Genomic DNA, 24,745 nt, shown 5'->3' with positions numbered 1-24,745 from the left:
TTAACTAGATTTATCTTAAAAATTACAAATTATAATAGAATGCTAATCATTTTTCAATAGAACTAAAATTTTCCTCTGGCACTATTAATGCCAACGGTTTAGGCTATGGAAAGTTGCGTTTTTGAAAACGTAATTTTCTGATGTTTAAATTTAAGTTTTTTTTGTTTTAGAAACATTCTATTTACTGAATTAAGCAATTTTTTATAGCCATTGTTGTATAAAGTTTATTAATACCAAGCGTCGTCATCTTCATCATCATCTTCTGTTTCAGGTTCAATTGTTATTAAATGATATTCAATATCAAAAAATTCATTATAATCAATCTCTACTTTTACTTTTGGTTGGATTTGATTTGTATTATTATAAAAAGATATATCTAAATCTTTTAGAATTTCGAAATACTCATTATTCATTATAGTTTTATCATCCTCGAAATCAAGCCAGTTTTGTTTTATTGTTTCATATATTAGTAACCAATTATCACCAAAACTACTTACTGTTTTTAGCTCTTCTTTAATTCTTTTTAATTGAGGTTTTCTTCCTTTGTATAAATTTTTATTAATTAAATCAAGACATAAAATTTTAGATATTGAATCTTTACTTTCTAAAACCAATTCTAAAACTTGCTTATCACATTCAATCTCAAATGAAATAAACAGCCATAAAGACCAAGTAACCTCAAAAGAATGGTTGAGTATTATATGTTCTTTGATTATATTAGTTAATACATTTTTTATCTTATATTTTGATTTATTATTTAAGTAGACTTGATATATTAAAATAATTTCAAATATTAAAGCAATTATACTTGTATCAATTATTAAAGTTTGTAATAAAAATGAAAGGAAAATTTCCCATTCACCTTCTTTAATTTCGACTTCTCCTTTTTTAAATCGTTTTAATGCATAATTGATAATCCAAGATGAGTTTTTCTTATTTAAATCAATTGTTCTATGAAGTAGGTTGAAGAAATTTCTTATTTCAAACTTGTCAGATTTTTCAAACTTAAATCTATCTAAATTATCTGACCATAATTCTATGTATTGAAATGGAAGATTTTTAATACTTACTTTACTTTCATTAGTTTCTAATTGAAACTCATAAAGAACCTGCTGTATTATTTTTAATGCATTTTCAGCATCATTTCTTGTGTCAAAGTATAAATAATAATCATCATAATATCTAGTTCCAGAATGATTTATTAAATTTAATCGTTTATTAATTTCAAAATCAATTCTATTACCTATAATCTCTGCTAAAATGAAAGAGGTATCAGGCCCAATACATAAACCGATACTCTGCCGGTCATTACAATTTCTCACAAGGTTATCAATAAAATCAGCCGACTTATATGCTTTAGCATCTTTGTTATTTTGTGCTAATAATTTTTCCCATTTCACTTTATCGGTAGCTGATTTTTTAAAAAGTTTTTTCGCTTTTTCTTTTCCTAAAATAGCCCAAGGAATAGAATGAGTATATATTGTTGGATAAAATTGAGAAATATCTAATCTTAATTCAATTTTTTTATCAAAAGATTTTTCGATTAATTGAAATTTAAAATTACTCCAAGAGTTACTTTTTGTTCTAACAGCTCTATTTGCGCCAGATTCGATAGGTGTACTTTGTGAATATGGGCTTAACTTATATGTGTTTCTTAACAAACTCCAGTTTTCAATGACTGCTTTTGAAAGGTCTAAATACTGTTTAGGATTTGGAATAGCAATTTTTCTTCGAGAATATACTCCTTTAGAAATACTAAATATAGCTAATTGAGAACTTGAATATTTCCCATACTTATCTTGGAACCTCTTTCTTGCTGTTGATTTACTTTCACTAGGTTTTTTCTTTTTTTCTTCCTCAATTATTTTTTTCCATCGAGCATTTATAGTCTGATGTTTGTCAGCGAAAAGTTTAGTTTCAAATGGAGGAGGAAGTTCTTTTGGGAAATATCCTTTTTCTAATAGCTTTTTTAAATTCATTAAGGTTATTTTTCTTTTTGTAGGTCTTTGTTTTAAATTTTATACAACGGTTTTTTATAAGATTTGTGCGACTGGAAAATCGGAGATTTTTCGGACGTAGCAAATTTTTTATTGAATGTTTGTCGTTTGTACTAAATCAAATTTAAGCATAAATTTTATGAGTTGTTGCCTGTAGTACTTTACGCTACTTTGAATTCTCCCTCGTTCATTTCTATACTGAATTTCACATTAGCTTTCAAAGCTTTAAAGACTTTCAAAATTGTCTCAATTGTAACATTTCTCGTATTTCTCTCAAGTTTTGATATTTGAGATTTTTGCACTCCAATTAGTTCTCCTAATTGTTCTTGAGTTAAGTGTCTTTCTTTTCGGACAGATTTTATCATATCTCCAAGAATCTCAATTTTTAAATCAAACTCATATTTATCTCTTTCAATTGTTCCAACTTCTCCAAGATGTTTATCTTTAAGTTGGTCTAAACTCATCATTTTCATTTTTTTAGTAGTTTCCATTTTCTAAAGTTTTTTTTGATTAAAATATTCCTCTCTCAATTTTTCAGCTTTTTCAATATCTCCTTTTGGAACTTTACTCACTTTTTTAATAATTCCGTGAGTTGATATCACTAGCGTTTCAGTTTTCTCTGTTTTGTCCCAAAAAGCAAAAAGTCTAATTTGAATTCCGTTATATTTTGTTCTGAACTCCCAAATTTCATCTTTTAATTTTTTAAAAAGTTTTGGATCATTTATCAATTTAGCTTTATCAATATTGTAGAATATTTTCGTTCTCGTTTTATTGTCTAAATTTTCTACAAACTCAATAGCTTGTTCTAAAAATATTACATCAAATTTAGGTTTCATTCCTTTTCTAACTATTTAGACGACAAAGTTAGTAAAAAGTTTCAATATATGGAAACTATTTTTATTTTACGATTTTCAATCGTATTACAGGCAACTTGTTATATGCAAACTAAATCAACTGTTTATCGCATTAATATTCCGGATAAACGTATGTTTTAGCTTTTTTATTGGTGTTGAATTTTGTTTGCAATTTTTAAATTTCATACTAAAATAGTAAAAAATTAAATGGATAAGTTAAAAACAAACTTAAATTGTGGCTTATTTAAATTCATTTTATATAAATACACATTTAAAGTTTAATAATTTCCAGATAATCTTAAATTATTGCTAGAGCCTTCATTGCTTTTAGCTAAACTTTTTAATGCCATATCTAACGGACTCTTTATTTGAAGTAAATCTTTCTTACTAACATGGGTATAAATCATTGTAGTTTCAGGTTTTGCATGTCCTAATAATTCTTGTATATATCTTAAATCAATGCCGTTTTCTAATAAATGTGTAGCATAACTGTGTCGTAAAGTATGTGGTGTAACTCTTTTTGTTATTTTCGCCGCACTGCACGAAAGTTTTAAAAAGCCTCTTACACTTTCAGCTGCGTATTTCTGGCCATCAATTAAGCCTTCAACAAAATATTTAGTAGGTGTATAGCTAGTTAAGTAATTGACCATAAGTGGAATAAAACTTTCTGCCAATATTATATTTCTATCTTTTCTTCCTTTACTGTTTTTTACAAGTATTTGTCTTCGGTCAATATCAATATGTTTTAATTCTAAATTTATTAATTCACTTATTCTTAATCCAGCTGAATAAATCATTGCTAATACAGCCCTGTGTTTTAAATTTTTAGTGTAACGCAATAAATCTATAACTTCTTCTTTAGATAATACAGTAGGTAATATTTTGTCTCTTCGTGGTCTTTTTAACCGTACTTCATCAATATTGCATTCCGGATAAAAAACCTTAAACAGTTTAATTGCACTTATTAATTGTCTTTGAGTGCTAACACTTAATTTTCTTGGTATAAATACGTCTTCAATAAATAACTCAACATCTTTATTACTAAGTTCAACCAATGGTTTATCTTTTATATAATCAATAAAGTCAGCGATTAATGAAAAATAGGTTTTAATTGTGCTTTCGCTATAGCGTTTTCCTCTTAAATATTTAACAAAAAGCCTTATTATTTCTTTATTTTCTTCGGAAATTACTCTTGGCTTTTTAGGTGGAATTACTTCTTTTTTAATAAAATTTGATTGATCTAATTGAAAATTTACCAATCCTTTTAATTCATTTTTTAAATTTGTAATATTTTCTTCGGAATACAATGTGTACCAACCTTTTAGGGTATAACTATACTTATAATTAGGGATGTTTTTAATTTTTTCTTTTAGTTGAAAATCAAAAGGAAAAGTAAGAAGTAATTGTACATTTTTTCTATGTATCACTTTACTTAAAAGTAAAATTGGTACATTTTTTTTATAGTTTTTCATAGCAATTTATAAATAAGAAGTTAATTCATTTTTGAATTTTTTAGTTCTTTATTTTTTTTAAAATTTGAAGGAATTAAATCGATTCCTTTTTTTTCTGCAACTTTTATAATAAACGGAATTAAAAGTGTTGAACCTGGTATAAGCATAAACGGAACGCCAATTCCTAATATTTTAAAAATATCATATACCTGCGTTTTTAAATGCTTTTCTTCCTCTTTTGAAATTTTTTGATTCGATATAAATTTTACAATTATTCTAGAGGTTTCTTTAGAACCAGAAGCTTCATTTTTTAAGCCAATTAAAAATCCGTTTAAAGCCTTGGTTGCTTTAAATTTATTTCTCCTTATAATATGTACAAATTCAATTTTACCATTTCTTTCAAAAACAGTTAAATCTAATTTAGTTGATTTTTTTTGGTTGTTCATTCAATACTAAGGTTAAATACGGGTTCGGTATAATTTAAAGGAACTATTTTATTTTCATTTTTATTAACATATTGTTTTAAAATGCGATTTACATCATTATTGTCTTTTCTGGAGGTAATTATTTCAAAATAATCATCAGCTGATTTTAATTTTAAACTTTTATTGGCATAGCCAAATCCCATATAAACACCATTTAAAATAAGAATATAGGCATTTTCATCTTTTGCTCTTCCTGATTCTTTTATTATAAAATTTGCCGCTTTAAACTTTATAGATTCAATAGCTTTTAGCACTCTTTTATTGTAATTTTCAGCAGGTTCTTCATCTTTGCAAATGCCTTTACATTGTTTTATTTGATAGTGAAAACAAGTAGTAACATTGGTTTGCAAATGACAGTATTTTGGGCATAATTCAAATGTTTTACATAATTTTTCTAAAAACATTCTACATTCGGTTACATTGTGAAATTTTTGTAACGGATTTTGAATCAATTTTAACCTGTTATAGGCTAAATGAATAATGCCATTTCTATCTTCATAACTAAATAAACCAATACTTTCCTGGGTTCTGCGTTGTGCACGGTTAAATTTAGGATATAATTTTTTAATTTCTGATGATTCTAATAATAATGCAACCAATTCGCTACCAGTTTCAACAAAAGTAACGTTTGAAGTTTCTAAACACATTGAAACTTCTTTTTTTGCCTTATCGTAAAAATGACTGATTACGCGTTGTTTAATATTGTTTGCTTTCCCTACATAAATAATTTCATTTTTTTCATTTTTAAAATAGTAAACACCTGTTTTTTCTGAAAGATTATCCACTATTTTTTTAGGAAGTAATGGAGGTAACGTTGCCTGTCTTGATCTTGGGTTTAAAAATGAATTAATAACTGTTTGGTTAGTATCTATTTTTACTAGTTTTTCAAATAAAATAGTTGTTGCTTCAGCATCTCCTTTGGCTCTGTGCCGATCTTTAATTACTATATTTTGAGAGTTGCAAAGTGCACCCAAACTATACGATTTTAACCCCGGAATTAATTTTTGAGATAAGCGAATGGTACATAGTTTTTTTCGTTTAAAATCGAAGCCAATATCTTTAAATTCTTTTTGAATTATATTGAAATCAAAATTTACATTATGGGCTACAAAAATGGTATCTGCAGTTATTTCTTGTATTTTTTTAGCTATTTCATAAAATTTTGGGGCGTTGCCAACCATAGCGTTGGTTATTCCGGTTAAATTGGTTATAAATGGCGGAATAATACATTCGGGGTTTACAAGTGTTGTAAATTCATCAACTACTTTTTTACCATCAAAAACAAAAATGGAAATTTCAGTTATTTTAGAGCTATGCCCTGTAGTTTCTATATCTATAATTGAGTACATTAATTTAGGGATTTCTCAAGTTCTTTTAATTCAACACCAAGTTGCGTAAGCATGGTTGCAATACTGCTAATTTTAAGCTCGTGTTCGTCATATTCTTGTGTATTAATACTGCAAGTATATTCCCATAATTCCAGTACTTCATCAACGGGTACAAAATAAGGATCGTATTTTTTGTTGTCTGATGCTAAAAGCAACATATTATGTTCTTCAATTTTATCAAAAACACGTTTGTAAACAATGCCATCATTTAATGTAATTACAATATATGTTTTTCCGTTTTTTACATCTCTAATATCTTCAACAAAACGTGCCACAATATAGGAGCCACTTTTTACAGGAAGCATAGAATCTCCTTTTATAGGAAATGCTCTGTGTGTTCCGGTTGGTAAAAAAGGGAGTTTAATTTTGTTTAAATGCTCAATATATTCAGGATCGGAATAACCTCTTAAATAGCCAGCGGAAGCTTCTACAGGAATAATTTCAATTAAATCTTCATTCTCATTGTCAACCGTTATTGGAAAAAGTAATCGGTTATTACCAATTTCAAGAAAATTGGCATCCGTTGCGCTTGATAAATCTTTTTTTACTAAAATATCTATTGAAATTTTAAAAAAATCAGACAATTCAATTAAAAATTCAATAGGAGGGACTGCCCTGTTTTCTTCATACGAGCTTATTCGTGAGCGCGAAACATGTAATGCTAAAGCAAATTGTTCCTGCGTTAAACCTTTTAAAGTTCTAATGTGTTTAATGTTATTTGATATAAAATTCATTTTGCTAAAATTATGAGCTTTGTTTGCTAATTTAATAAAAAAATATAAATACACGCATTTATTGCAAAAATGTTTCTTCATTTTTATAAAAAATATTTTTAGTCTTTATAAGAAACTAAGCTTCAAAAATTTAGGACAATTTTGTATGATTTTTTTGAATAAAAGTGTAAATTTGAGAGTGCATTTTGTGACTGATGCGTTTGAAACTGTGCTTTTTTAATTTCCTAAAAAGTTTTTCAATATTTAAAATTTTGATAAAATTATTAACAAGAGATAACATAAATATATAATCACATGGCAAAAAAAGTAAAAGGAACCATAGCAATATTAACCGGAGGAGGAGATGTTCCTGGTTTAAATCCTGCAATTAGAGCAATAACAATTAGAGCAATACGCGAAGGATATCGTGTTATAGGACTAAGAAGAGGATGGGCCGGAATTGTTGAAATGATTCAAGATCCAAAAGTAGATAATAGTTATAATTTTGTTGAACTTACTCAAATTATTGTAAATAGAGCTGGTAGAACCGGAGGTACTTTTTTACATAGTTCAAGAACACGACCAAGTCATTTACCAAAAGCAAGTGTTCCAGAACATTTAAAAGATGCTTATAAAGATGAGTATAATGATATGACCAAAGTAGTTTTAGATAATTTAAACTATTTAGGCGTGGATTATTTAATTCCAATTGGTGGTGATGATACGTTAAGTTATGCAGTGCGTTTGTATCAAGAAGGCGTAAAAGTGGTAGCAATTCCAAAAACAATGGATAATGATGTTCCTGGAACCGATTATTGTATTGGTTTTAGTACCTGTGTTACCAGAACTATAAATATGACAAATACACTTAGAACTTCTGCAGGTTCGCACGAGCGTTTTTTAGTATTGGAAGTATTTGGTAGGTATGCTGGTTTTACAGCAATGTTACCAACTATGGCTGGTGCTGCAAACCGTTGTGTTATACCTGAATATAAATTTAATATAGATAAATTAACAGAGCGTTTAATTGAAGATAGAGCCGAAAACCCAAGTAATTATTCGGTTGTATTGGTTTCTGAAGGTGCTATGTTTGAAGGTGGTGAAATGGTTTTTAAAGATGGTGAAAAAGACCAGTTTGGACACGCAAAACTTGGTGGAATAGGAGAGCTTGTTTCACAAAGATTGAAAGAATTGTCACCTAAATACAATAATGGCAAAAAAATTAATGTAATTAATCAAAAATTAGGATATTTAGTTAGAGGTGGAGATCCAGATGCAATAGATTCCATTGTACCAATGGCTTATGGTAATTTAGCTTTAGATTTAATTTTAAAAGGTATTCACGGTCGTTTAGTAGTTTTAAAAAATGGACGTTATGACAACGTGCCAATTGATGTAGTAACTGGTAAATCGAAATTAGTAAATATTAGTAAGTTTTATAATACAGAAAGACTTTGTCCTACTTATAATAGCTTTGAAATGAATCCATTATTTATTATGACTAGTGAATAAAATTTAAGAGATGACACTTTTTTGAAGTGCGTCAGTTCGAGTAAAATTTTGATAAAAATTTTGTGTCGAGAACAGTTTAGTACATAAAAAGTAGCGTTTTTGAAAACGGTATTTTCCGATGTTTAAAATTAATATTTTTTAGGTTTAGAAACATTCTATTTTATTAAATGAAGCTATTTTTTATGTACATTGTTGGCAACTGTAATTTTTTATAATATATTTTTCAAATCTTGTTGTCCAATTATAGCCATAATCTCAACAACTTTATCATTCTCATTTATCCTAAAATAAATCGAATCTGAACCACAAACACATTTTCTATATCTTATTTTGATATAATCAACGGACTCAAATGAATATGGACTTTTTGATATTCTATCAAAATATTCAAAAAAGGAATTAAAATATTTATCTGCTTGTCTTTCTCCAAATATCTTTACTCCATAATGATGAATTCTTATTAAATCTTCTTTAGCTGTATTACTCAGCCTATAATTAGTCATTCAACAAGGATTTTGATTGAGCTAAAATTTGTTTTTTAGAATCTGTAGTAAATCCACTTTTTTCTGCTGTTTCCAATTTAGAGCTAATCCAATCAATTTGAGCTTGTTGTTTTCTAGCTTGTCTAATCAAATCATTGACTAATTCACTTTTACTTGAATATTCTTTATTTTCAATTTGGGCTTTTAACCAATCATCATTAGGTTCTGTAAATGAAATACTCTGTCTTGTCATAATTTTCTATTTTGATGTAAATATACACCAAAAACACATCAATCACAAATTTTATTTATCTATTAGAATTGTAAATCATTATTGTTGCCAACTTATATTAGTACTTAAACTAACTGTTCTCGATACAATTTTTTTCATTTCATTATAAAAAACCTCTCGAACTGACGAAATTTAAAGTTCTTTATCTATTTTTTAAGTGTAAATATTAGGTTGTCTAAATTGTCCTTATCCTTTCTGTTTTTAATAAGAAGAAAATTATTTTTCTCTAAAAGTTTTATGGAGTTTTTGTTGTTATTTTGAGTATAAGCTTCAATTATTTCCAGTTTTAAAGTATTGAAACCATAATTTAAAACGCTTTGTATGGCTTCATTCATAATCCCTTTTTGTTGAAAATCCGGATGTAAATCGTACCCAACTTCAGCTGTTTTTTTATCTTCTGAAAAATTCCATAAGCATATAGTACCAATTAAATAAGGATTACTTTTAAATGTAATACACCAATAAATACTTTCATTTTTAGAAACAGCTTTCTTAATTTTAGTAATAAACAACAAAGCATCTTCAATACTTTCAGCTTTAGCCCTTTTTACAAATTCGTTTACCGTTTCGTTTGACCGTAAATAAAAAATAGTTTCACAATCAGAATCTTTTAATTGCCTAAGCAGTAGCCTATTTGTTTTTAAAACAGGAAAAGGAGAAAAATTCATTTATATATAAAAAGTTTTATGCTGAAAAATACAAAATTAATCGGTTGTTTTTTTAAAACTGAATTCTTTGTAGATATCCCAATATTTGCCATTATGTTTTAATAAAAAGAGGCTATTAACTAAAAAAGTGGCTTTAAATGCTCTTTTTTCAAATTTTGGCCAGGCGGCTTTAAAAGCATCTTCAGTTAAATCTTTTGTAGCAATTGTAATGTGCGGAAAAATACTGGAAGCTATTTCAGTTTTGTTGAACCCTAATTTTTTAATCAGTACTTTTTTTAGTTGTTTATACATAGTTATTATTGGTTCGTGGTTTGCTATTTTTAAAAAAATAACACGTGGTGTAAAGCAACCAAATCCTAATAAATCAATATTAAAAGGTTGTTGAATAGAGCTAAATTCTTTTAAATTGTTTAGAAGTAAAAGTTCATTTTCTTCGTTTCTTATAAAAGGTCTTTGTAAGGTAATATGAGCAGGAGATTTTAAAGCGTGTTTTGCCTTAAATTGAAGCTTCATTTCTTGTTTAAGCTGCTTTATTTGCTTTCTAAGTGCGTATTGTGGAATAAGTGCAATAAAGTATAGACTCATTATAAAATCTATTTTGTTATTAAATAAAAAATTACAAATTAAAATTACAATATTTTTAAATAGGTTATTTTGTTAACACAAAATAAAGGTGCTTATAATTTTGTAACCAATTATAATATTCGTAAATTTAAGAGGACATCTAATAACTAAATATAAAAGATACACTACTTTCTTTTTTAGTTAATGTATTGAAAGTTAAGGATTAAAATAACTTCAGAAAATTTTTAACTTTTGGCAATTATTTTTTATTAAATAAAATAGATTATCATTAAAAATATCTTTAATACACCTAATTATGAACATACCATTTTTCTTTAGTATTCTAATTGTATTGTTTTTGCTAAGTGGAATACGTGTTGTTTTTGAATATAAACGCGCTTTAAAATTTAGATTTGGTAAATATATTACCACATTGCAACCTGGTTTCAGGTGGATTATACCAATTGTTGAAACTATACAAGTTGTAGATATACGTGTAATTACTATTAATATTGTTTCACAAGAAGTAATGACAGAAGACAATGTGCCTTGTAGTATTGATGGTGTTGTGTTTTTTAAGGTAGATGATCCAGAAAAGGCTGTTTTGGAAGTGGAAGAGTACAATTTTGCAATTACCCAATTGGCACAAGCTGCTTTAAGAGATGTTTGTGGAAAAGTGGAATTAGATACTATTTTATCAAAAAGAGAGGAAATGGGTAAGAATATTAAAACGATTGTTGAACACGAAACTAAGGATTGGGGAATTGAAATTATTGATGTTAAAATTAAAGACATACAATTACCTGAAAATATGAGACGTATGATGGCCAATCAGGCAGAAGCTGAACGTTCCAGAAGAGCACGTATTATTTTAGCACTAGCTGAAGAACAAGCTGCAGGAAAATTACTGGAAGCAGGAAAATTGATAGATCAGTCTCCATCAGCCATTAAATTAAGATTGTATCAAACGTTGGCAAATATTGCTTCAGAAAAAAACTCTACAATACTTTTCCCATTTCCAGAAGAGGTATTGCCTAGAAAAAGAAAGAAAGAAAAGAGTTAAATACAAATTGATTTAATTTTTGAAGGTTTTACCTTAACCATTTTTTCATTTTAGGAAATTCATCTTTATCACATAAGGACATCCATTCTAAAAGTGGTAATCCTAAATAATTTTTATTGCTGAATTGTGCTATAAGCCATTTAGAGTCATTTTTGTAGCCATTTGGGTGAAATACAACTTCTAAATTAAGGTTTAAATGATGGGAAGCTGCGTAAGACCAAAGTATTGCAGCAATTTCATCACCATCAGTTGGCCAATTGCTTCCAATTTTATCAGTACCTATAAACGGCCTGATTTTTTCTTCTGTTACAGCTATATGACCTGCCTCATGCAATAAATCACCTGGATATTTTAATTTTTCAGGATCCATTAAAATTATATTTCCTTTAATACTTATTCCAGGAAGAAATGTATTGTTGGGCAATTTTTCCTCAACAATTTTAATGTTTATGGAGTTTAAAAAATTAACAATACAGTTTAATATATTTTGAGAATATTTCATTTATATATTTTTTTGAAATAAATTTTACTTTGTTCCCAGCCAAGTAAGTTTATGCCAAATTGCTTCAAGCGGTCCATGTTTGTGATTTTTCATCCACCAATGACAAAAATATCCCATTAATAAACTCAATACAATTCCAATTAATAATCCATATGTTGGACTGGTATATTTGTACAAACCAAAACCAAATCCGTAGTAAATACTGGAACCTACAATAGATTGAATAATATAATTAGAAAGACTCATTTTTCCTAATGGAGAAAAAAGGTTTAAAAATTTATGAGTTAATTTCAGTTGAAACAATAAGGTGAATCCTGAAACCAAAACCAGCAAAAATGCAATATTTGTCCATGAAGTTTCAATTGTTAGTAACGGACGTAATATATTTTCAAAAGCAATCCAATTAGGTAAATTATTTTTAATAAAATACAAAGGAATAAATAGAATGGATGCAATAATTAATGTTTTAATCCAAAACTGTTTGTTTTTTTCAGAAACTACAAATAAAGACTTTCTTCCAGCTAACATCCCAAACATAAATAACGCTAAAATTTGAAAAACACGACCATTTTCCCAATTCCAAAGAATAACAGCAATTTTTCCATTAGTTAAGTTTCCTATAAAAGTATCAATTAATGAATTTCCTTCAATATAAGGGTTCATTTTTCCAAAATAAGACCATGAAACAGGATCAGCAATGTCAACTATTGGGTTTTGCAGAGCAGTAAAATAACTGAACCATTCATAGGGTTGTAACATTAAAAACAAGGCGATAAAAAAAATGGTTTTATTATTAAGTTTTGCTACAGGAATTAAAAAGAAACCTATAACTGCATAAATTGTTAAAATATCACCTTGAAAAAATGCTGAATTTATAAGTCCAAACCCAAAAAGTAAAACCAACCTCCAAGCAAACCTAGCTCTAAAATCTTTTCCTCTTTTTTCTTGATTATTGGATTGTATAAAGAAAGTTAGCCCAAATAAAAAGGCAAAAATAGCATATGATTTACCACCAAACAAAAAGAATAAACTATCCCAAATTATTGTATCTATAGAGGCGATCCAAGCAGGAATATTTTCAGGAGTGTAATAAAAATCAAAATGTTCAATATTGTGAAGCAACATAATAGATACAATTGCAAAGCCACGTAAAGCATCTACAACGTGTAGGCGAGAAGTGTTAGTAATCATTTGTAATAGTGTATGAGTGTTAAAGTTTGGTTTAGGTTAATTTTTTGCACAAAATTGATTATTAAAACTTATAATAAATTGGTGCACAAGTAACAAAAATACATTTTTTATAATATAATTTTAACAGTTAATTAATTAAAACAGATTGAAATAATAATTATATTTACTTTGTTGAAAAACTTTAAATTTAACTATTATGTCAAAAAGTCAAGATGCTAAGAAAAACGTAAAAAAGGAGCCTCTTAAAACTGCAAAAGAAAAGAAGGCTGCAAAAAGGGATAAAAAACCTAAGTACGAATAATAATTATTAAAAAAAACCTTGTTTATTTAAACAAGGTTTTCTTTTTTATGATTGTTGTGCTTTTTTAATAATAGCCTTTAAGCGATTTTTATGAAGTTCTTTTTCTTGTTTTAATTTATTCTTTTTTTTAGCCATTAACTTGGAATGTTTTGCCTTGTTTTTGGTGTTTTTAGCTTGTCCTTTTTTGGCCATAATTGTTATTTTATATAGGTTGCCACAGCAATTTTAGAGTCTGCAGTACCATAATATAAAAACCATTTTTCTTTAAAATAAACTAAACCTTCAACAAAACAAACTTCATTTACTTCGCCTACTTTTTCATAATCTTTATCTGGGTGAATAAAAAACTCTTCTTTTCTGTCAATTAATTTATAAGGTGCGTTTTTATCAAAAAGAGCTTGACCGGCTGAATATGTGAATTTTGGTAAGGAGCTATCATTAAAGTTGGCAGCATTACTACCATTGTAAATTAATAAAATTCCTTCATCTTTAACCATTGCATAAGGTCCTGGTTCAACCAATCTGCTATCAAAATAACCTTTTCTTGGATGTAAAACTGAAATCCATTTTTCAGATTCTTCATCAACAGCAACTTCCCAGTTTATTAAATCAACAGATGAGGCAATAAAAATATCGGTATCTCCAAAATACATCCAATATTTATCATTAATTTTTTTTGCAATCATTTTATTGCCTTGTAATTCGCTAATTATTGCACCAGCTTTAGACCATTTGTCTTTATATTTTTCATCTTTTAAAACCAAACCGTGTTTTACCCAAGTTTTTAAATCTTTAGATGAAGCAATACTTAACCTGGCTGTTTTTCCATCATAGGAGGTATAGGTCATAATATAATCTCCATTTTCAGCTTGTATAATTCTTGGATCTTCAACACCATCAAAATAACAGAAATAGCAATCTTCTGTATTTGTTTGTTGAGACTCATCTTTTTTATAATTCCATTCATAAGTTTTCATAGTATCTTTATCTGGAAAAAATATTGGAGCAGGCATTTTTTCAAAATGAAGACCATCAGTACTAACAGCCATTCCAATTCTTGAAGTTCCATTTAAATCTTGAGCCCTATACAATAAATAAACTTTGCCATTCTTAACTACAGCAGTAGGATTTAGGACATTTCGTTCTTCCCATTTAATACTATTTCCAGTAATTGGGTCTGTAAACTCCAAATCTGCTGATGGACTTAAAATAGGGTTGAGGCTATCAATTTTTTCAAAATGTGGAAATGCCCATTCTGATTCAAGTGTAAGTGGAGTTTCTTTTAAAGTGGTTTTTTTATTACAGCTAACACATAATATTATTGATATACATACTAAAAATAATCTCATTATATTTTTATTTAAGGTTTAAATAGTTAATTTTTAACATTTTAAATCATAATATAGTAAGATGATTTAGAAGTGTAGTTATGTAAATATATAAAAATTAATTAATTGATTTGTAATTAATTATAAAGGAAACTTAGCCCATTTTCTTTTTATAAATAAATAGCAGTTTTGAAACTGGAATAAAAGACAATCCTGCAAAAACAAAAATAAAGAAAGCTGATTTTAAACCAAATGCATGCGCCAAATAGCCAATTAGCGGAGGTCCAATTAACATTCCAACAATAGCATAGGTTGTAATTATTGAAATTGCCATTCCAGGAGAATATTTATTTGATGTACCTGCCAAAATAAAGGTCATAGGAAAAATAGGAGCAGTACCAACTCCAACTAAACAAAAACCAAAAAGTGATGGCCAAAAAGTTGGAAAAAATATTGCAGTTGAAACACCTGCAGCAATAAGAACAGCACTTAAAATGTATGTTTTTGCCATTCCAACTATATCCATTAATTTATCAGAAAAGAAACGTGATAAAGCCATACAAGTCATAAAAGAAAGATAGCCATATGTAAAAACATCTTCATTTACTACTTCTTTAAAATAAACACCACTCCAATCAAACATTCCCCCTTCACAAACTGCAGCTAAAAATACGAGTATTCCTAAATAAAAAATAAAAGGATCAGGTTTTCCAAAAATTAATTTATTTCCAGTAGTAGATTTATCACCTTTAATTAAATATAGAAAGGCTATTAAGGCAATTATTAATGATAAAACAGCAATTAATAATAGGTGGTTTGCAATAGATACATCCATCTTTACCATAAGTGTTGAAAACCCAACACCAATTAATCCGCCAGTACTCCAAAGTCCGTGAAAAGAACTTACAATTTTCTTTTTAAATTGTTTTTGAAGGGTTATAGATTGCGTATTCATTGCAATATTTAAAATTCTCATACAAAATGAGAACACACAAATAGCAGTAATTAATAAAAAAGAAGATGTTGCATATCCAATTAAAATTAAGGAAATTGAAAAGAATAAAAAGGAGATAATTATTGGAATTCTACTGTTGAATTTTGAAATAATCCATCCAGAAATTGGAAGACCAATCATTGAACTTATTGGCATTGCTAAAAGTATGGTACCAAGTTCGGCTTCATTAAAATTAAAAAATGTTTTAATTGTTGGAATTCTGGAAGCCCAAGTGGCAAAACAGAGTCCAGTTAAAAAAAAATAAGTGCTTAATGCAGCACGCTGTTTAATTTTTAATTCCATATTAATTATATCCTTTCAGGATTTATCTTATAATTTGCGCAAATATAGTAGATTTTGTTTTTAGAAAAGACATCTTATATTTAAATTTCGGGTTGTAAATAAGTATTAGACCTTAAATATTATTACTAATATATTAAGCTGGAAATTGGAATTCTAGTTAGCTCCACATCTTCCTTATTTGTGGCATAAGAAACATATAAATAATTATTCCAAATTACACTTTTAGGGTAGCTGTAGCCAATTCGTTTATATTTACCGTTGTATCTCATTGGTTGAAGATCCTTTCCGCCACTTCGTAATAAATAAGCTTTGTTGAATACAAAACCATCTCTACTAAGCGTTATTACAAGTGGATACCTGGTTTTGTTTCCTGAAGGATTGTTAACCATAAATGCAGTTCCATCAGGTAAATTACCAGCACTTTGTTTTGCTCTAGAGTCTGGAGTATCAATAATTTGAGGTGTTGTCCAATTTAAACCGTTATCCTTACTTACTGCAGCTAATTTTTTAAAAGTACTATTTTGATCTCGAAAAATCATTACTATGGCACTGTCTTTTCTATAAAACCAACTTGGCTCAATTTCTCTACTTATTCCTTTTCTAGATGGTAAGTTTTTCATTTTTCCAGCTTTCCAACCAGATATTCCCAAAGGATCATCTGAATAAAATGGGGTTGCAATTAATCCGGGTTGCATATGAAAAGCAGTAATAAGTCTGCCATTAGGCAATGCATGAATATCCTGTTCAATAATTCCAAGTATAGGTTTGTTTTTTTTAGTTAAAAGAGGCTTTGGAGTTTCCCAATTGATGCCATTAGTAGATTTAACATACTCAGTATATCCTTGTTTTAGGGTATTTTTTTGATTTGGCCATACACAAATATATGCCACTAAAAATTCACCATCGCTCCACCAGCCTCCGCTAGTTTTAATTCCATATTTATATTTGTTTGTTAAAGCTTTGGGTTTACTCCATTGTTTACCATCTGTACTTCTTGAGTAAAAAACTTGTGTATCAGCACCATCTTCATCTTTAGAAGAACTTTGCCATTGGGCATAAAGCATTCCTTTAAATGGAAATAAAACAACTCCGTGATTGTATTTATTTTCATTGTTTTGTGGTGAAAATATGGTAATATTTTCTTTCTTTTCAGCATTAGTAAGTCCTAATGTTTCAATATTAGTCAAATCAAAAAGAGCATTTACTTTAAAAGGGATTGTATTTTTTTGTGCATAAAATGCTATAGTTATAAAAAGAAAATATAGAATATTAATTTTTTTAATCATTTATTTTTAATTTTTTCTGATTTTAGAAAACGAAGAACAATAAATGTTCTTTACCAACATTTTCAATAAGTTTAATATAAAATAAATATCACTAACTATTTGTTTTCTGATACAAAAATTAGCAAAAATAGTACCCAATAAATCTTCTATAGTAGCTTTTCTGGTAATTTTACCTAAATAAACGAGTATCTGTCCTATAAAAAAAGTGTTATTTTTAATTTTGTTGAATTTTTAAAATATTGATAAATAAAGTTTTAAGTGCGTTTAATAGATTTTTCTTGTTGAATATTAAGAAATTGTAATTAGTTGTAAAATTTTTAATGAAAATCAGCTCGAAAATTTCACACCCTAAATCTCATAAGTTTTAATTGAAAAGATTGAGACGGGAATTAAAAGAGTGGGGGATTATCACATCTCAATTGCACCATATTCAACACATCCTCTTTCAACAATTTGGTTTATCTGCTCTTTAATATTAAAATTTCCGTTATTTTCATCTGAATGACAAAATGGACAGGCATTTAAATTTCCATCTGTATTAATGTATAAACCTGTATGCCCAGCATTAAAACACCCTATTCTACGTTGATGATATCCATGATACATAATAATCGGATATTTTTTATAGTCTTTATCCGTGTTATATAACTGGTAAACATCTTCTAATAATTCAATTTGTGTATCATTTAACAATACATCTTTTCCTTTAAAATGGCCAACCGCTTTGGGCTCTAGAAACTGAACAAAAGCGACACCCAATTTTTTTGCAAGTGACATATAATTCATTAAATCTTTTTTGTTAGCCATTTCTTTAGTAATACAAACAGAAAGACAGACTAATAGGCCAGCTTGGTTAGCATTATTAACACCATTTATCACCCAATTATAAGATTTTTCATTTCCTCTAAATTCATTGTGAATTTCCTTTTCATAATGATCTAGACTAATAAAAACTCCTTTAAGTCCTTCATTTTTTAATTTAATAGCATTTTCTCTGTTTAAGTTGTATCCTGATGTAAAAATCCAGCAATTTACGTTGTTTTTCAGATGAGATAGTATTTTATAAACCCATTTTAGTCGGGTCATTGGTTCACCTCCAGAAAGTATTAATTGGTTAAATCCAAATTCTTCTAAATTTTTCAAAATTTCAAAAATCTTGTCAAGCTCCAAAACTTCTTTTTTATTCAATTCATCCCATTCAAAACAATGAGCACATTGCAAGGGGCATTTTTTTGTGATGGCAAAAAAGATATTGTTAAACCTGTTAGACTTTAAATTGGTTGGTTTGAACTTATTTAATTTGTCGATCACAAAATGCTTGAAGAGTTTGCTATTCCAAGGAGGAACATAAGCTCCAAAGTAATATGCTCCTTCATGATAGACGAGTTTTTTAATTACTTTCTTTCCTTTCACATTTTTTCTAATTTTAATCAAATACATTAACCCTTTTATAGCAGTTATTGGATTTTTATAAGAGGACAATGCAAGGATGAAAATATACCATCTCATTTTTACGCGAAAAGCGAAAACCTGCCTTCCAAACAAAATTTTTATTGCCATATTTATATAAAATTTAGACCGTGTTTCCTTTTATTTTGCTATATCAAAAATTGCGAGTTCTTCTAAAGCTTGTTCTCCGGAGATGAAGTCATAGTACATTTTTTCTGAAAATTTCGTGAAAGTTCCTGGATTTCTGAAGGTCATTAATTCTAACTTATTAGAGGTTCCAGAAAAATTTCTTATATATTCATAATAACCTCTATTTTCAAGGAAAATAGTTTTTTTCCCATCTTTTAAATCCTCGGAATTATTTTTAAAACTAACGTAAACTTGATCTCCAATATTTGGTTGTACAAGATATTGATCATCTTTTTCAGTTAGGAACTTTAAAACATCATTCCCATCTTGATCAATAGCTCTAAAAGGCTTCAAATTGTTTACAATAACAGGTAAATTTTCAGAAAAATCAGCAGCAACTTTATCTACTTCCCAAAACATAAATCCACATCTCAGCATAATTTCAAGAGGCTTAAATGAGTTGCTTTTTAGGTCTATAGGAACTACGATATCTCTAAATGCAAGTGGACCTACCATATTTAAGGATTCTACCAACGTCCATTCCTCATTATTTCTTATAAGGATTTCCAATGGTATACCTTGTTCTTTCATCCATTTTAAAGATTTTTCATAGGGTTGGTTTCTGTTTTTCTTCTGAAACTCATTAAATGAGCTTCCAAATTTTTTATAAAATTTTCCAAATGTGTAATCCAGCCAATAGGAGTTTTTGAGTCGTAAAACGAGCTTTACCTTATCTTTTTCTTGAGGGCGATTGAATTTTAATTTCAATGTTTGAAATTCAAAACTGTCTGTAATAGCATTAAAATGGAAAGAATTATTATCTGAATCTTCAACAATTTCAGGATTAGAAGGTTGGTTTCCAACAATCATTTCAAAAGGAGAAATAGGGTTTTTAATTGTATGAATTTTTCCGTTCTGGTCAATCATAGCCTCACTATTTTCAGGGTGTAAAACTTCAATTAAGTTTAAACTGTTTGTATATTGAATTTCCTTGAGTTCATTAGATACTTTAATACGATAGCTATTTTCTTTTCCTTTAATATGTTTCAATTGAAAATAGTCGTTTCGTTCCATTGAGGGTCTAATGGCGCCTGGGTAAAGTTCACCCTCAAAAGTGAACAATGTTCCGTCATTTGAATAAACAAAAGGACAAGAACTTTTTAAAGCTGCAACTAAAGCTGTTACTACTACTAAAGTTCCAGCTGTTATACCAACCACTTTTAATACTTCATGACCGGTATCACTTTCATGAACAATAATACTGTCTATTTTATCAAGTGGAATATCAACAATATTTTTTGCGTCAGTATAAATTGGGGAGCTCGAGTACAAATGGATTTCTGATTTAGGATCGCCTAACTTTTTTTTGTACGAATGTGATTTTTCTCCAGCTACTGGTTTATAAAATGTATGTAAATCATCAATTTCAGATGTTTGCGCCTTAATTTTTTTATTAAATTCATCCAATATTACGTTGTAAAGGTGAGTGTCTGATTGTTGATCGTGTAGGATAAAATACTTTTTAGCCTTATATTTTTGGAGAACAGTTATTTTATCATTTTTTTCTAAATCTATTTTTTTATTCATATACCTATTCCCACAAGAAAACAGGAAAAGAGTTATGATTGGGAGTATTAAAAATAGATATGAATTTAATTTTTTTAATTGCTTTTGGCAATAGTATAAACGGAAATAAGAAAAAAAGCTTTTCATAATTACATGTTTTAGTTTAAAATAATTATGGGATGAAGCTATGACATAGGCCAAATTCAGTTAATGGCATGAAATGGATGCATTTCACTCAAAAAATGCGTACTTAAATATACAAAAAAAATAATTAATTTATTGATTACAACTATAATGTTTTAAAAATCATTATTTTATGTGATTTTATAACTTGTTAAGTTTTAGTTGGACACCTATTACGTTTTTATTTGGCCAACCATGAGAATCTAGTATCTATAATACTTTTTTCTCGTTAATTTCGTGGTTTTTATGATAAATGTCGTTTTGTTTTTTAAACGCATCAGATTCAAAACCCAATGCTGTTCCAATAGAATCTCTTAGTCGTGTGGGTTCTTGCTCGGTTTTCCAAATAGTATCAAGTATGGCTACTAAATTTTCGGTATTAATACTTGGTTCTATTTTATGAGGATGATTATTGTTTTTACAAGATAATATCAAGTAAATTATAGACAGAAAAATACGTCGTTTCATAAGTCAAATATATTTAGTTGTTTTTGTTTGATATTCCAACAACTATAAAATTAATATCGTTACTATCAAGAACTGTACTTTTACTTTCATTTTTTAAAATGGTTAAATGTTAGTCTAATCTTTTTAATATTATATTTTCTATTAGTTTAAAATCTTTATTGTTAGGTACATGTTTAGCGTTTTTTAGCAATACCGTTTCCTTTAATGAAGGAAAAATTCTTTTAGCTCTTTTTATCATTTTAATACCTGGAAACATGATATCTTTTTTTGCCGCAAAAATGGTAATTGGTGTTTTTATACTATTTGCCCTCTGCTTTAATATTATAGGTAAAGGAGAGAAATCTATATGGCAATGCTGAAATGTACTTGCTAAAAATTGCAATGTAAAGGCATCATATTCTGAAAAAAGCGCGTCCATGGCTCGTTTTATCTTTTTATTGTCATGTGTTTTTATAAACTTTTTTAAAGGGATGAACAGCTTCCATAAATTAACCAACGGATTACCGTTTACAATATATACAGGTGCTATTAGGAACACTTCTTTAATTGAGGTTTCGTTAAGCTCCAGCACTTTTAAACTTATGAAGCCTCCAAAAGAAAACCCTACTAAAGTGACGTTTTTTAGTCTTAATTTTATGATGACTTCTATAAGCCATTTTCCGTAATCCAGCGTTTTCATATCCAACCTGTTTTCAGCACTTTTGTTTGGCTGTGCCAGTACATCTATAGCATAAATGCAATATTTTGAAGATAAGTTTGAAAATGATTCTAGCATTAAAGGTGCACAACCTCCTGTGCCATGTATTAGCATAAGTGGCGGTAAATGAACCTCTCCGACGATTATTACATGGGTCTTACCAAATTTTGTTTCCAGTAATTTTTCAGAATAATCTACAGAAAGTTCTTTTAGCTTTTGATTATAAAGCTCAAGGATTGTTTCCTTCCCTTCTTTTGATTTAAAAAACATTGATCTGTACGTTTTTTGATTGATGATAAATGGTTAATTAACGATTGCTAAATTTCCTACTTTATGATCACTTTCAAGGTATTTATGTGCCTCTATAATATTTTCTAATTTGTATGTTTTATCTATAACAGTATTAAGTTTCCCTTGGCTAAAAAACGTCACTAATTCAGCTAGCAACATTTTTAAATCCCTTTGTTTTCTAATTCCTGTTGCTGAAAATTTAACTCTTTTTGGTGAAATAATTGAATACCATAAAACATTACTGCCCAAGACAGGTGTCATAAAAATTCCATTTGCTTTCAAAGTTTTTTTGGATTTACTGTAATTTGTTTTGCCCACAGAATCATAAACGATATCGAAATAATCTCTCATTTTGGTAAAATCATTTTTTGTATAGTCAATCACATAATCTGCTCCTATTGATTTTACTAAATCTACATTTTTAGTACTGCATACACCGGTTACAGTAGCTCCCATGTTTTTTGCCAATTGAACGGCTGCAGTGCCTAGACTTCCTGAAGCCCCGTTCACCAAAATATGCTGTCCCTGCTTTAGCTTACCTATATCCCTTAGAAAACTATAAGATGTTAAAAAACCATCACAGATAGGTGCTGCCTGCTTATGCGAAATATTATGTGGCTTTAAGGTTATTATCGAATCTTCAGAAATACATAGATATTCAGCATTTGTACCATTGCTGAAAAGTTTTTCACCAAAAACCTCATCATCTATTTTAAATTTGGTAACCTTATTACCTAGTGATTCCACAACACCTGAAAACCCAGTACCCAAAGCAGTGTTTTTGGGTTTAAAAAGCCCTATGATTAATCTGCCAAATTTTGGTGTTCCTTGACGCATCATGGTGTCTGCTCTTGTAATTGAAGAAGCCTTAATTTTAACTAAAACTTCGTGAGGATTTGGTATTGGTTTTTCAATATCAATAATTTGAATAACTTCTGGTGAGCCATAAGATGTGTAAACTGCTTTTTTCATAATGAATTAATTTACGGCAAAGTTGCAGATGTTTAGAAGATTAAATGTTCTACTTTAAAAATCAGTACAAATTTGGTCATACCTTCAATCATAATATCGGTTACTAGCTGTAAGGTATAACCTTTTCCTTTATTTTGAAATAACAGAATTTTTATCTGAGTTTTTGGATTAAAGTAGAAATGTGTTTTTATTCGGATGGCTCATCAATTACCTCATGTGCTGAATAATCCAATTTGAGATTTCTTTGAGCGCTAAAGGAGAAAACGTCTGTTCTATAGCACTATACTCATCCATTTTACCAGTGTTACTTTCTTGAAAAAAGTGATTTAAACCTTCCAATTGTAATATTTTATAGTCCTTGTTTTTTCCTTTAATCAATGCATCCTTAATGCCTTTTTGATTTATTTCTGCTGATACTTGTGTATCATTTGTCCCGTTTAGAGATAATACAGGGATGCTTAATTTTTCAATTTCATTAGCAGGGTTATAGTTGTAAAAATAGCGTATCCATGGTGTGGTTCTCGTTTCAATCAATCCGTTAATGATCTGAGAAACCTTCGTATCATCTCCAACTAAAGGCTTTAATATGGGAGCTATCGTGGCGTTGTAATGAGTAGAAAGTTCGCTCTTTATTACCGATAACTCTTTATATGATGCTGCAATTGTAATCGCTTTTCTGATGGCCTGCTCGTAAGCTGCTTCATCTGGCACAGGAAAAGGTCTCATGGTTGTTGCTTGTATCAGTGATATTTCACTTCCGGGAATTCCTGTTGATGCAAGTAATACTATAAAAGAAACATCTTTTGTTTGGTTGGCAACCAATGGTGCAATAATACCACCTTCACTATGACCTATTAAACCAATATTATTTACATCGATATCCCTTCTTGATTTTAAATAATCAACAGCACTAAGTACATCAGTAGAAAAATCTTTTGTTGTAGCATTGCTAAAGCTTCCTGTTGAACTTCCCACACCTCGATCATCATAGCGCAACACAGCAATGCCTTGACGTGTTAAATAATCTGCAAGTACCCAAAAAGGTTTATGATTGGCTACTGTTTCATCCCTATCCTGAGGACCACTGCCACTAATTAAAATAACGACTGGAAATTTTCCTTTTTTCTTTGGCAATGTCAAGGTACCAGAAAGTGACACAGAAGCTTCTGTATTTTCAAAAACTACGTCTTCCTCTAGGTAAGGATAAGGTTTTACAGGTTCTTGAGGTCTTTTAGTCGTTTTTTCAGGTTTGATATCTCCTTTTTTCAAATTTAAAGGAAGCACATTAACTCCTTCTGTAAAATTTCCTTCAAACTGTTGAAGGTCTTTATTAAACGTTCCTTGATATTTTATTCCCAAGTTTGCTCCATCAATAAATAGAACACCATTTTCTAAAAATGTTTTTTGAGGTTTTAAACCAGATACTCTTTGAGATGGAATATCAATAATAGTTACATAGTCTGTTCCTATATATGCTATGTTGAAAATAAAGTTAATGGATTTGTCCTCGCTGATGTTTACTGTTCCATTCCATAACCCAGAAATGTCTTGAGCATAGCTTGCTACTGAGAGAAAAAGTATGGTTAGTAATGTATATATTTTTTTCATGTTATAAG

The 24,745-nt window shown here is 28.8% G+C and carries 25 protein-coding genes; 2 read left to right on the top strand and 23 right to left on the bottom strand.

Going from position 1 to position 24,745, the window contains the following annotated elements; all coding sequences use genetic code 11:
* Nucleotides 1-227 precede the first annotated feature (227 nt).
* The 7 genes from BX611_RS14815 to BX611_RS14785 form a co-directional block, all read right to left on the bottom strand.
* Complete coding sequence (locus BX611_RS14815) at nt 228-1,979, bottom strand: RNA-directed DNA polymerase (protein WP_115882782.1); 1,752 nt, start codon at nt 1,977-1,979, stop codon at nt 228-230.
* Nucleotides 1,980-2,158: 179 nt separating this feature from the next.
* On the bottom strand, nt 2,159-2,488 hold the full coding sequence (locus BX611_RS14810) for a helix-turn-helix domain-containing protein (protein ID WP_115882780.1): 330 nt from the start codon (nt 2,486-2,488) through the stop codon (nt 2,159-2,161).
* A gap of 3 nt (nt 2,489-2,491) precedes the next feature.
* A complete protein-coding gene (locus tag BX611_RS14805) occupies nt 2,492-2,833 on the bottom strand; it encodes a type II toxin-antitoxin system RelE/ParE family toxin (RefSeq protein ID WP_115882778.1) in 342 nt (113 codons plus the stop codon).
* A gap of 296 nt (nt 2,834-3,129) precedes the next feature.
* Complete coding sequence (locus BX611_RS14800) at nt 3,130-4,323, bottom strand: tyrosine-type recombinase/integrase (RefSeq protein ID WP_115882776.1); 1,194 nt, start codon at nt 4,321-4,323, stop codon at nt 3,130-3,132.
* Nucleotides 4,324-4,343: 20 nt separating this feature from the next.
* Nucleotides 4,344-4,748 carry an LETM1 domain-containing protein gene (locus BX611_RS14795; RefSeq protein WP_115882774.1) on the bottom strand — a complete coding sequence of 135 codons (405 nt, stop codon included), beginning with the start codon at nt 4,746-4,748 and terminating at the stop codon, nt 4,344-4,346.
* Nucleotides 4,745-6,136, bottom strand: a complete 1,392-nt coding sequence (locus BX611_RS14790) for an exonuclease domain-containing protein (protein WP_115882772.1) — start codon at nt 6,134-6,136, stop codon at nt 4,745-4,747. The genes BX611_RS14795 and BX611_RS14790 overlap by 4 nt, the downstream gene beginning before the upstream one ends.
* Entirely contained in the window at nt 6,136-6,909 is a 774-nt protein-coding gene (locus BX611_RS14785; protein WP_115882793.1) for an XRE family transcriptional regulator, read from the bottom strand. Before BX611_RS14785 ends, BX611_RS14790 begins: the two co-directional genes overlap by 1 nt.
* Nucleotides 6,910-7,203: 294 nt before the next feature.
* On the opposite strand from BX611_RS14785, the gene BX611_RS14780 reads away from it, so the two are divergent.
* Nucleotides 7,204-8,400 carry a 6-phosphofructokinase gene (locus BX611_RS14780; RefSeq protein WP_115882770.1) on the top strand — a complete coding sequence of 399 codons (1,197 nt, stop codon included), beginning with the start codon at nt 7,204-7,206 and terminating at the stop codon, nt 8,398-8,400.
* Between the two features lie 209 nt (nt 8,401-8,609).
* Here the strand turns inward: BX611_RS14780 and BX611_RS14775 are convergent, their stop codons facing one another.
* From BX611_RS14775 to BX611_RS14760, 4 genes are all read right to left on the bottom strand, one after another.
* Entirely contained in the window at nt 8,610-8,903 is a 294-nt protein-coding gene (locus tag BX611_RS14775) for a type II toxin-antitoxin system RelE/ParE family toxin (protein ID WP_115882768.1), read from the bottom strand.
* Nucleotides 8,896-9,135, bottom strand: a complete 240-nt coding sequence (locus BX611_RS14770) for a ribbon-helix-helix domain-containing protein (protein WP_115882766.1) — start codon at nt 9,133-9,135, stop codon at nt 8,896-8,898. Before BX611_RS14770 ends, BX611_RS14775 begins: the two co-directional genes overlap by 8 nt.
* Before the next feature lie 185 nt (nt 9,136-9,320).
* Nucleotides 9,321-9,842, bottom strand: a complete 522-nt coding sequence (locus BX611_RS14765; protein ID WP_115882764.1) for a GNAT family N-acetyltransferase — start codon at nt 9,840-9,842, stop codon at nt 9,321-9,323.
* 36 nt (nt 9,843-9,878) lie between these two features.
* A complete protein-coding gene (locus tag BX611_RS14760; RefSeq protein WP_115882762.1) occupies nt 9,879-10,427 on the bottom strand; it encodes a 2'-5' RNA ligase family protein in 549 nt (182 codons plus the stop codon).
* Nucleotides 10,428-10,722: 295 nt separating this feature from the next.
* Between BX611_RS14760 and BX611_RS14755 the strand changes: the two genes are divergently transcribed.
* Nucleotides 10,723-11,469, top strand: a complete 747-nt coding sequence (locus BX611_RS14755) for a slipin family protein (protein WP_115882760.1) — start codon at nt 10,723-10,725, stop codon at nt 11,467-11,469.
* A gap of 28 nt (nt 11,470-11,497) precedes the next feature.
* On the opposite strand, the gene BX611_RS14750 is transcribed toward BX611_RS14755, so the two are convergent.
* The 12 genes from BX611_RS14750 to BX611_RS14695 all read right to left on the bottom strand — a co-directional run bounded on the left by BX611_RS14750 (nt 11,498) and on the right by BX611_RS14695 (nt 24,737).
* Nucleotides 11,498-11,971 (bottom strand): hypothetical protein, encoded by a 474-nt coding sequence (locus tag BX611_RS14750; RefSeq protein WP_115882758.1) that lies wholly within the window; start codon nt 11,969-11,971, stop codon nt 11,498-11,500.
* A gap of 24 nt (nt 11,972-11,995) precedes the next feature.
* Nucleotides 11,996-13,162: a DUF418 domain-containing protein gene (locus tag BX611_RS14745; protein WP_115882756.1), complete on the bottom strand. Its 1,167-nt coding sequence runs from the start codon at nt 13,160-13,162 to the stop codon at nt 11,996-11,998.
* Nucleotides 13,163-13,508: 346 nt separating this feature from the next.
* Complete coding sequence (locus BX611_RS15095; RefSeq protein ID WP_162880055.1) at nt 13,509-13,655, bottom strand: hypothetical protein; 147 nt, start codon at nt 13,653-13,655, stop codon at nt 13,509-13,511.
* A 5-nt stretch (nt 13,656-13,660) separates the two neighbouring features.
* Entirely contained in the window at nt 13,661-14,812 is a 1,152-nt protein-coding gene (locus BX611_RS14735) for a glycoside hydrolase family 130 protein (protein WP_115882752.1), read from the bottom strand.
* 133 nt (nt 14,813-14,945) lie between these two features.
* On the bottom strand, nt 14,946-16,088 hold the full coding sequence (locus BX611_RS14730) for an MFS transporter (protein WP_115882750.1): 1,143 nt from the start codon (nt 16,086-16,088) through the stop codon (nt 14,946-14,948).
* A gap of 125 nt (nt 16,089-16,213) precedes the next feature.
* Complete coding sequence (locus tag BX611_RS14725; RefSeq protein ID WP_115882748.1) at nt 16,214-17,374, bottom strand: sialidase family protein; 1,161 nt, start codon at nt 17,372-17,374, stop codon at nt 16,214-16,216.
* Between the two features lie 408 nt (nt 17,375-17,782).
* Nucleotides 17,783-18,934 carry a radical SAM protein gene (locus BX611_RS14720; protein WP_115882746.1) on the bottom strand — a complete coding sequence of 384 codons (1,152 nt, stop codon included), beginning with the start codon at nt 18,932-18,934 and terminating at the stop codon, nt 17,783-17,785.
* 30 nt (nt 18,935-18,964) lie between these two features.
* On the bottom strand, nt 18,965-20,539 hold the full coding sequence (locus BX611_RS14715) for a hypothetical protein (protein ID WP_115882744.1): 1,575 nt from the start codon (nt 20,537-20,539) through the stop codon (nt 18,965-18,967).
* Between the two features lie 372 nt (nt 20,540-20,911).
* A complete protein-coding gene (locus tag BX611_RS14710) occupies nt 20,912-21,169 on the bottom strand; it encodes a hypothetical protein (RefSeq protein WP_115882742.1) in 258 nt (85 codons plus the stop codon).
* Between the two features lie 109 nt (nt 21,170-21,278).
* The gene (locus BX611_RS14705; protein ID WP_115882740.1) at nt 21,279-22,136 is read right to left on the bottom strand and encodes an alpha/beta fold hydrolase; all 858 of its coding nucleotides are present in this window, start codon (nt 22,134-22,136) and stop codon (nt 21,279-21,281) included.
* Nucleotides 22,137-22,169: 33 nt separating this feature from the next.
* Nucleotides 22,170-23,129, bottom strand: coding sequence for an NAD(P)-dependent alcohol dehydrogenase (locus BX611_RS14700; RefSeq protein WP_115882738.1), 960 nt, complete (start codon nt 23,127-23,129; stop codon nt 22,170-22,172).
* Between the two features lie 207 nt (nt 23,130-23,336).
* Nucleotides 23,337-24,737, bottom strand: coding sequence for an alpha/beta hydrolase family protein (locus BX611_RS14695; RefSeq protein ID WP_162880056.1), 1,401 nt, complete (start codon nt 24,735-24,737; stop codon nt 23,337-23,339).
* Nucleotides 24,738-24,745: the final 8 nt, after the last annotated feature.

This window comes from Lutibacter oceani, from assembly GCF_003384935.1.
Classification (GTDB): Bacteria; Bacteroidota; Bacteroidia; order Flavobacteriales; family Flavobacteriaceae; genus Lutibacter; species Lutibacter oceani.
This window is presented reverse-complemented; position numbering and strand designations above follow the sequence as displayed.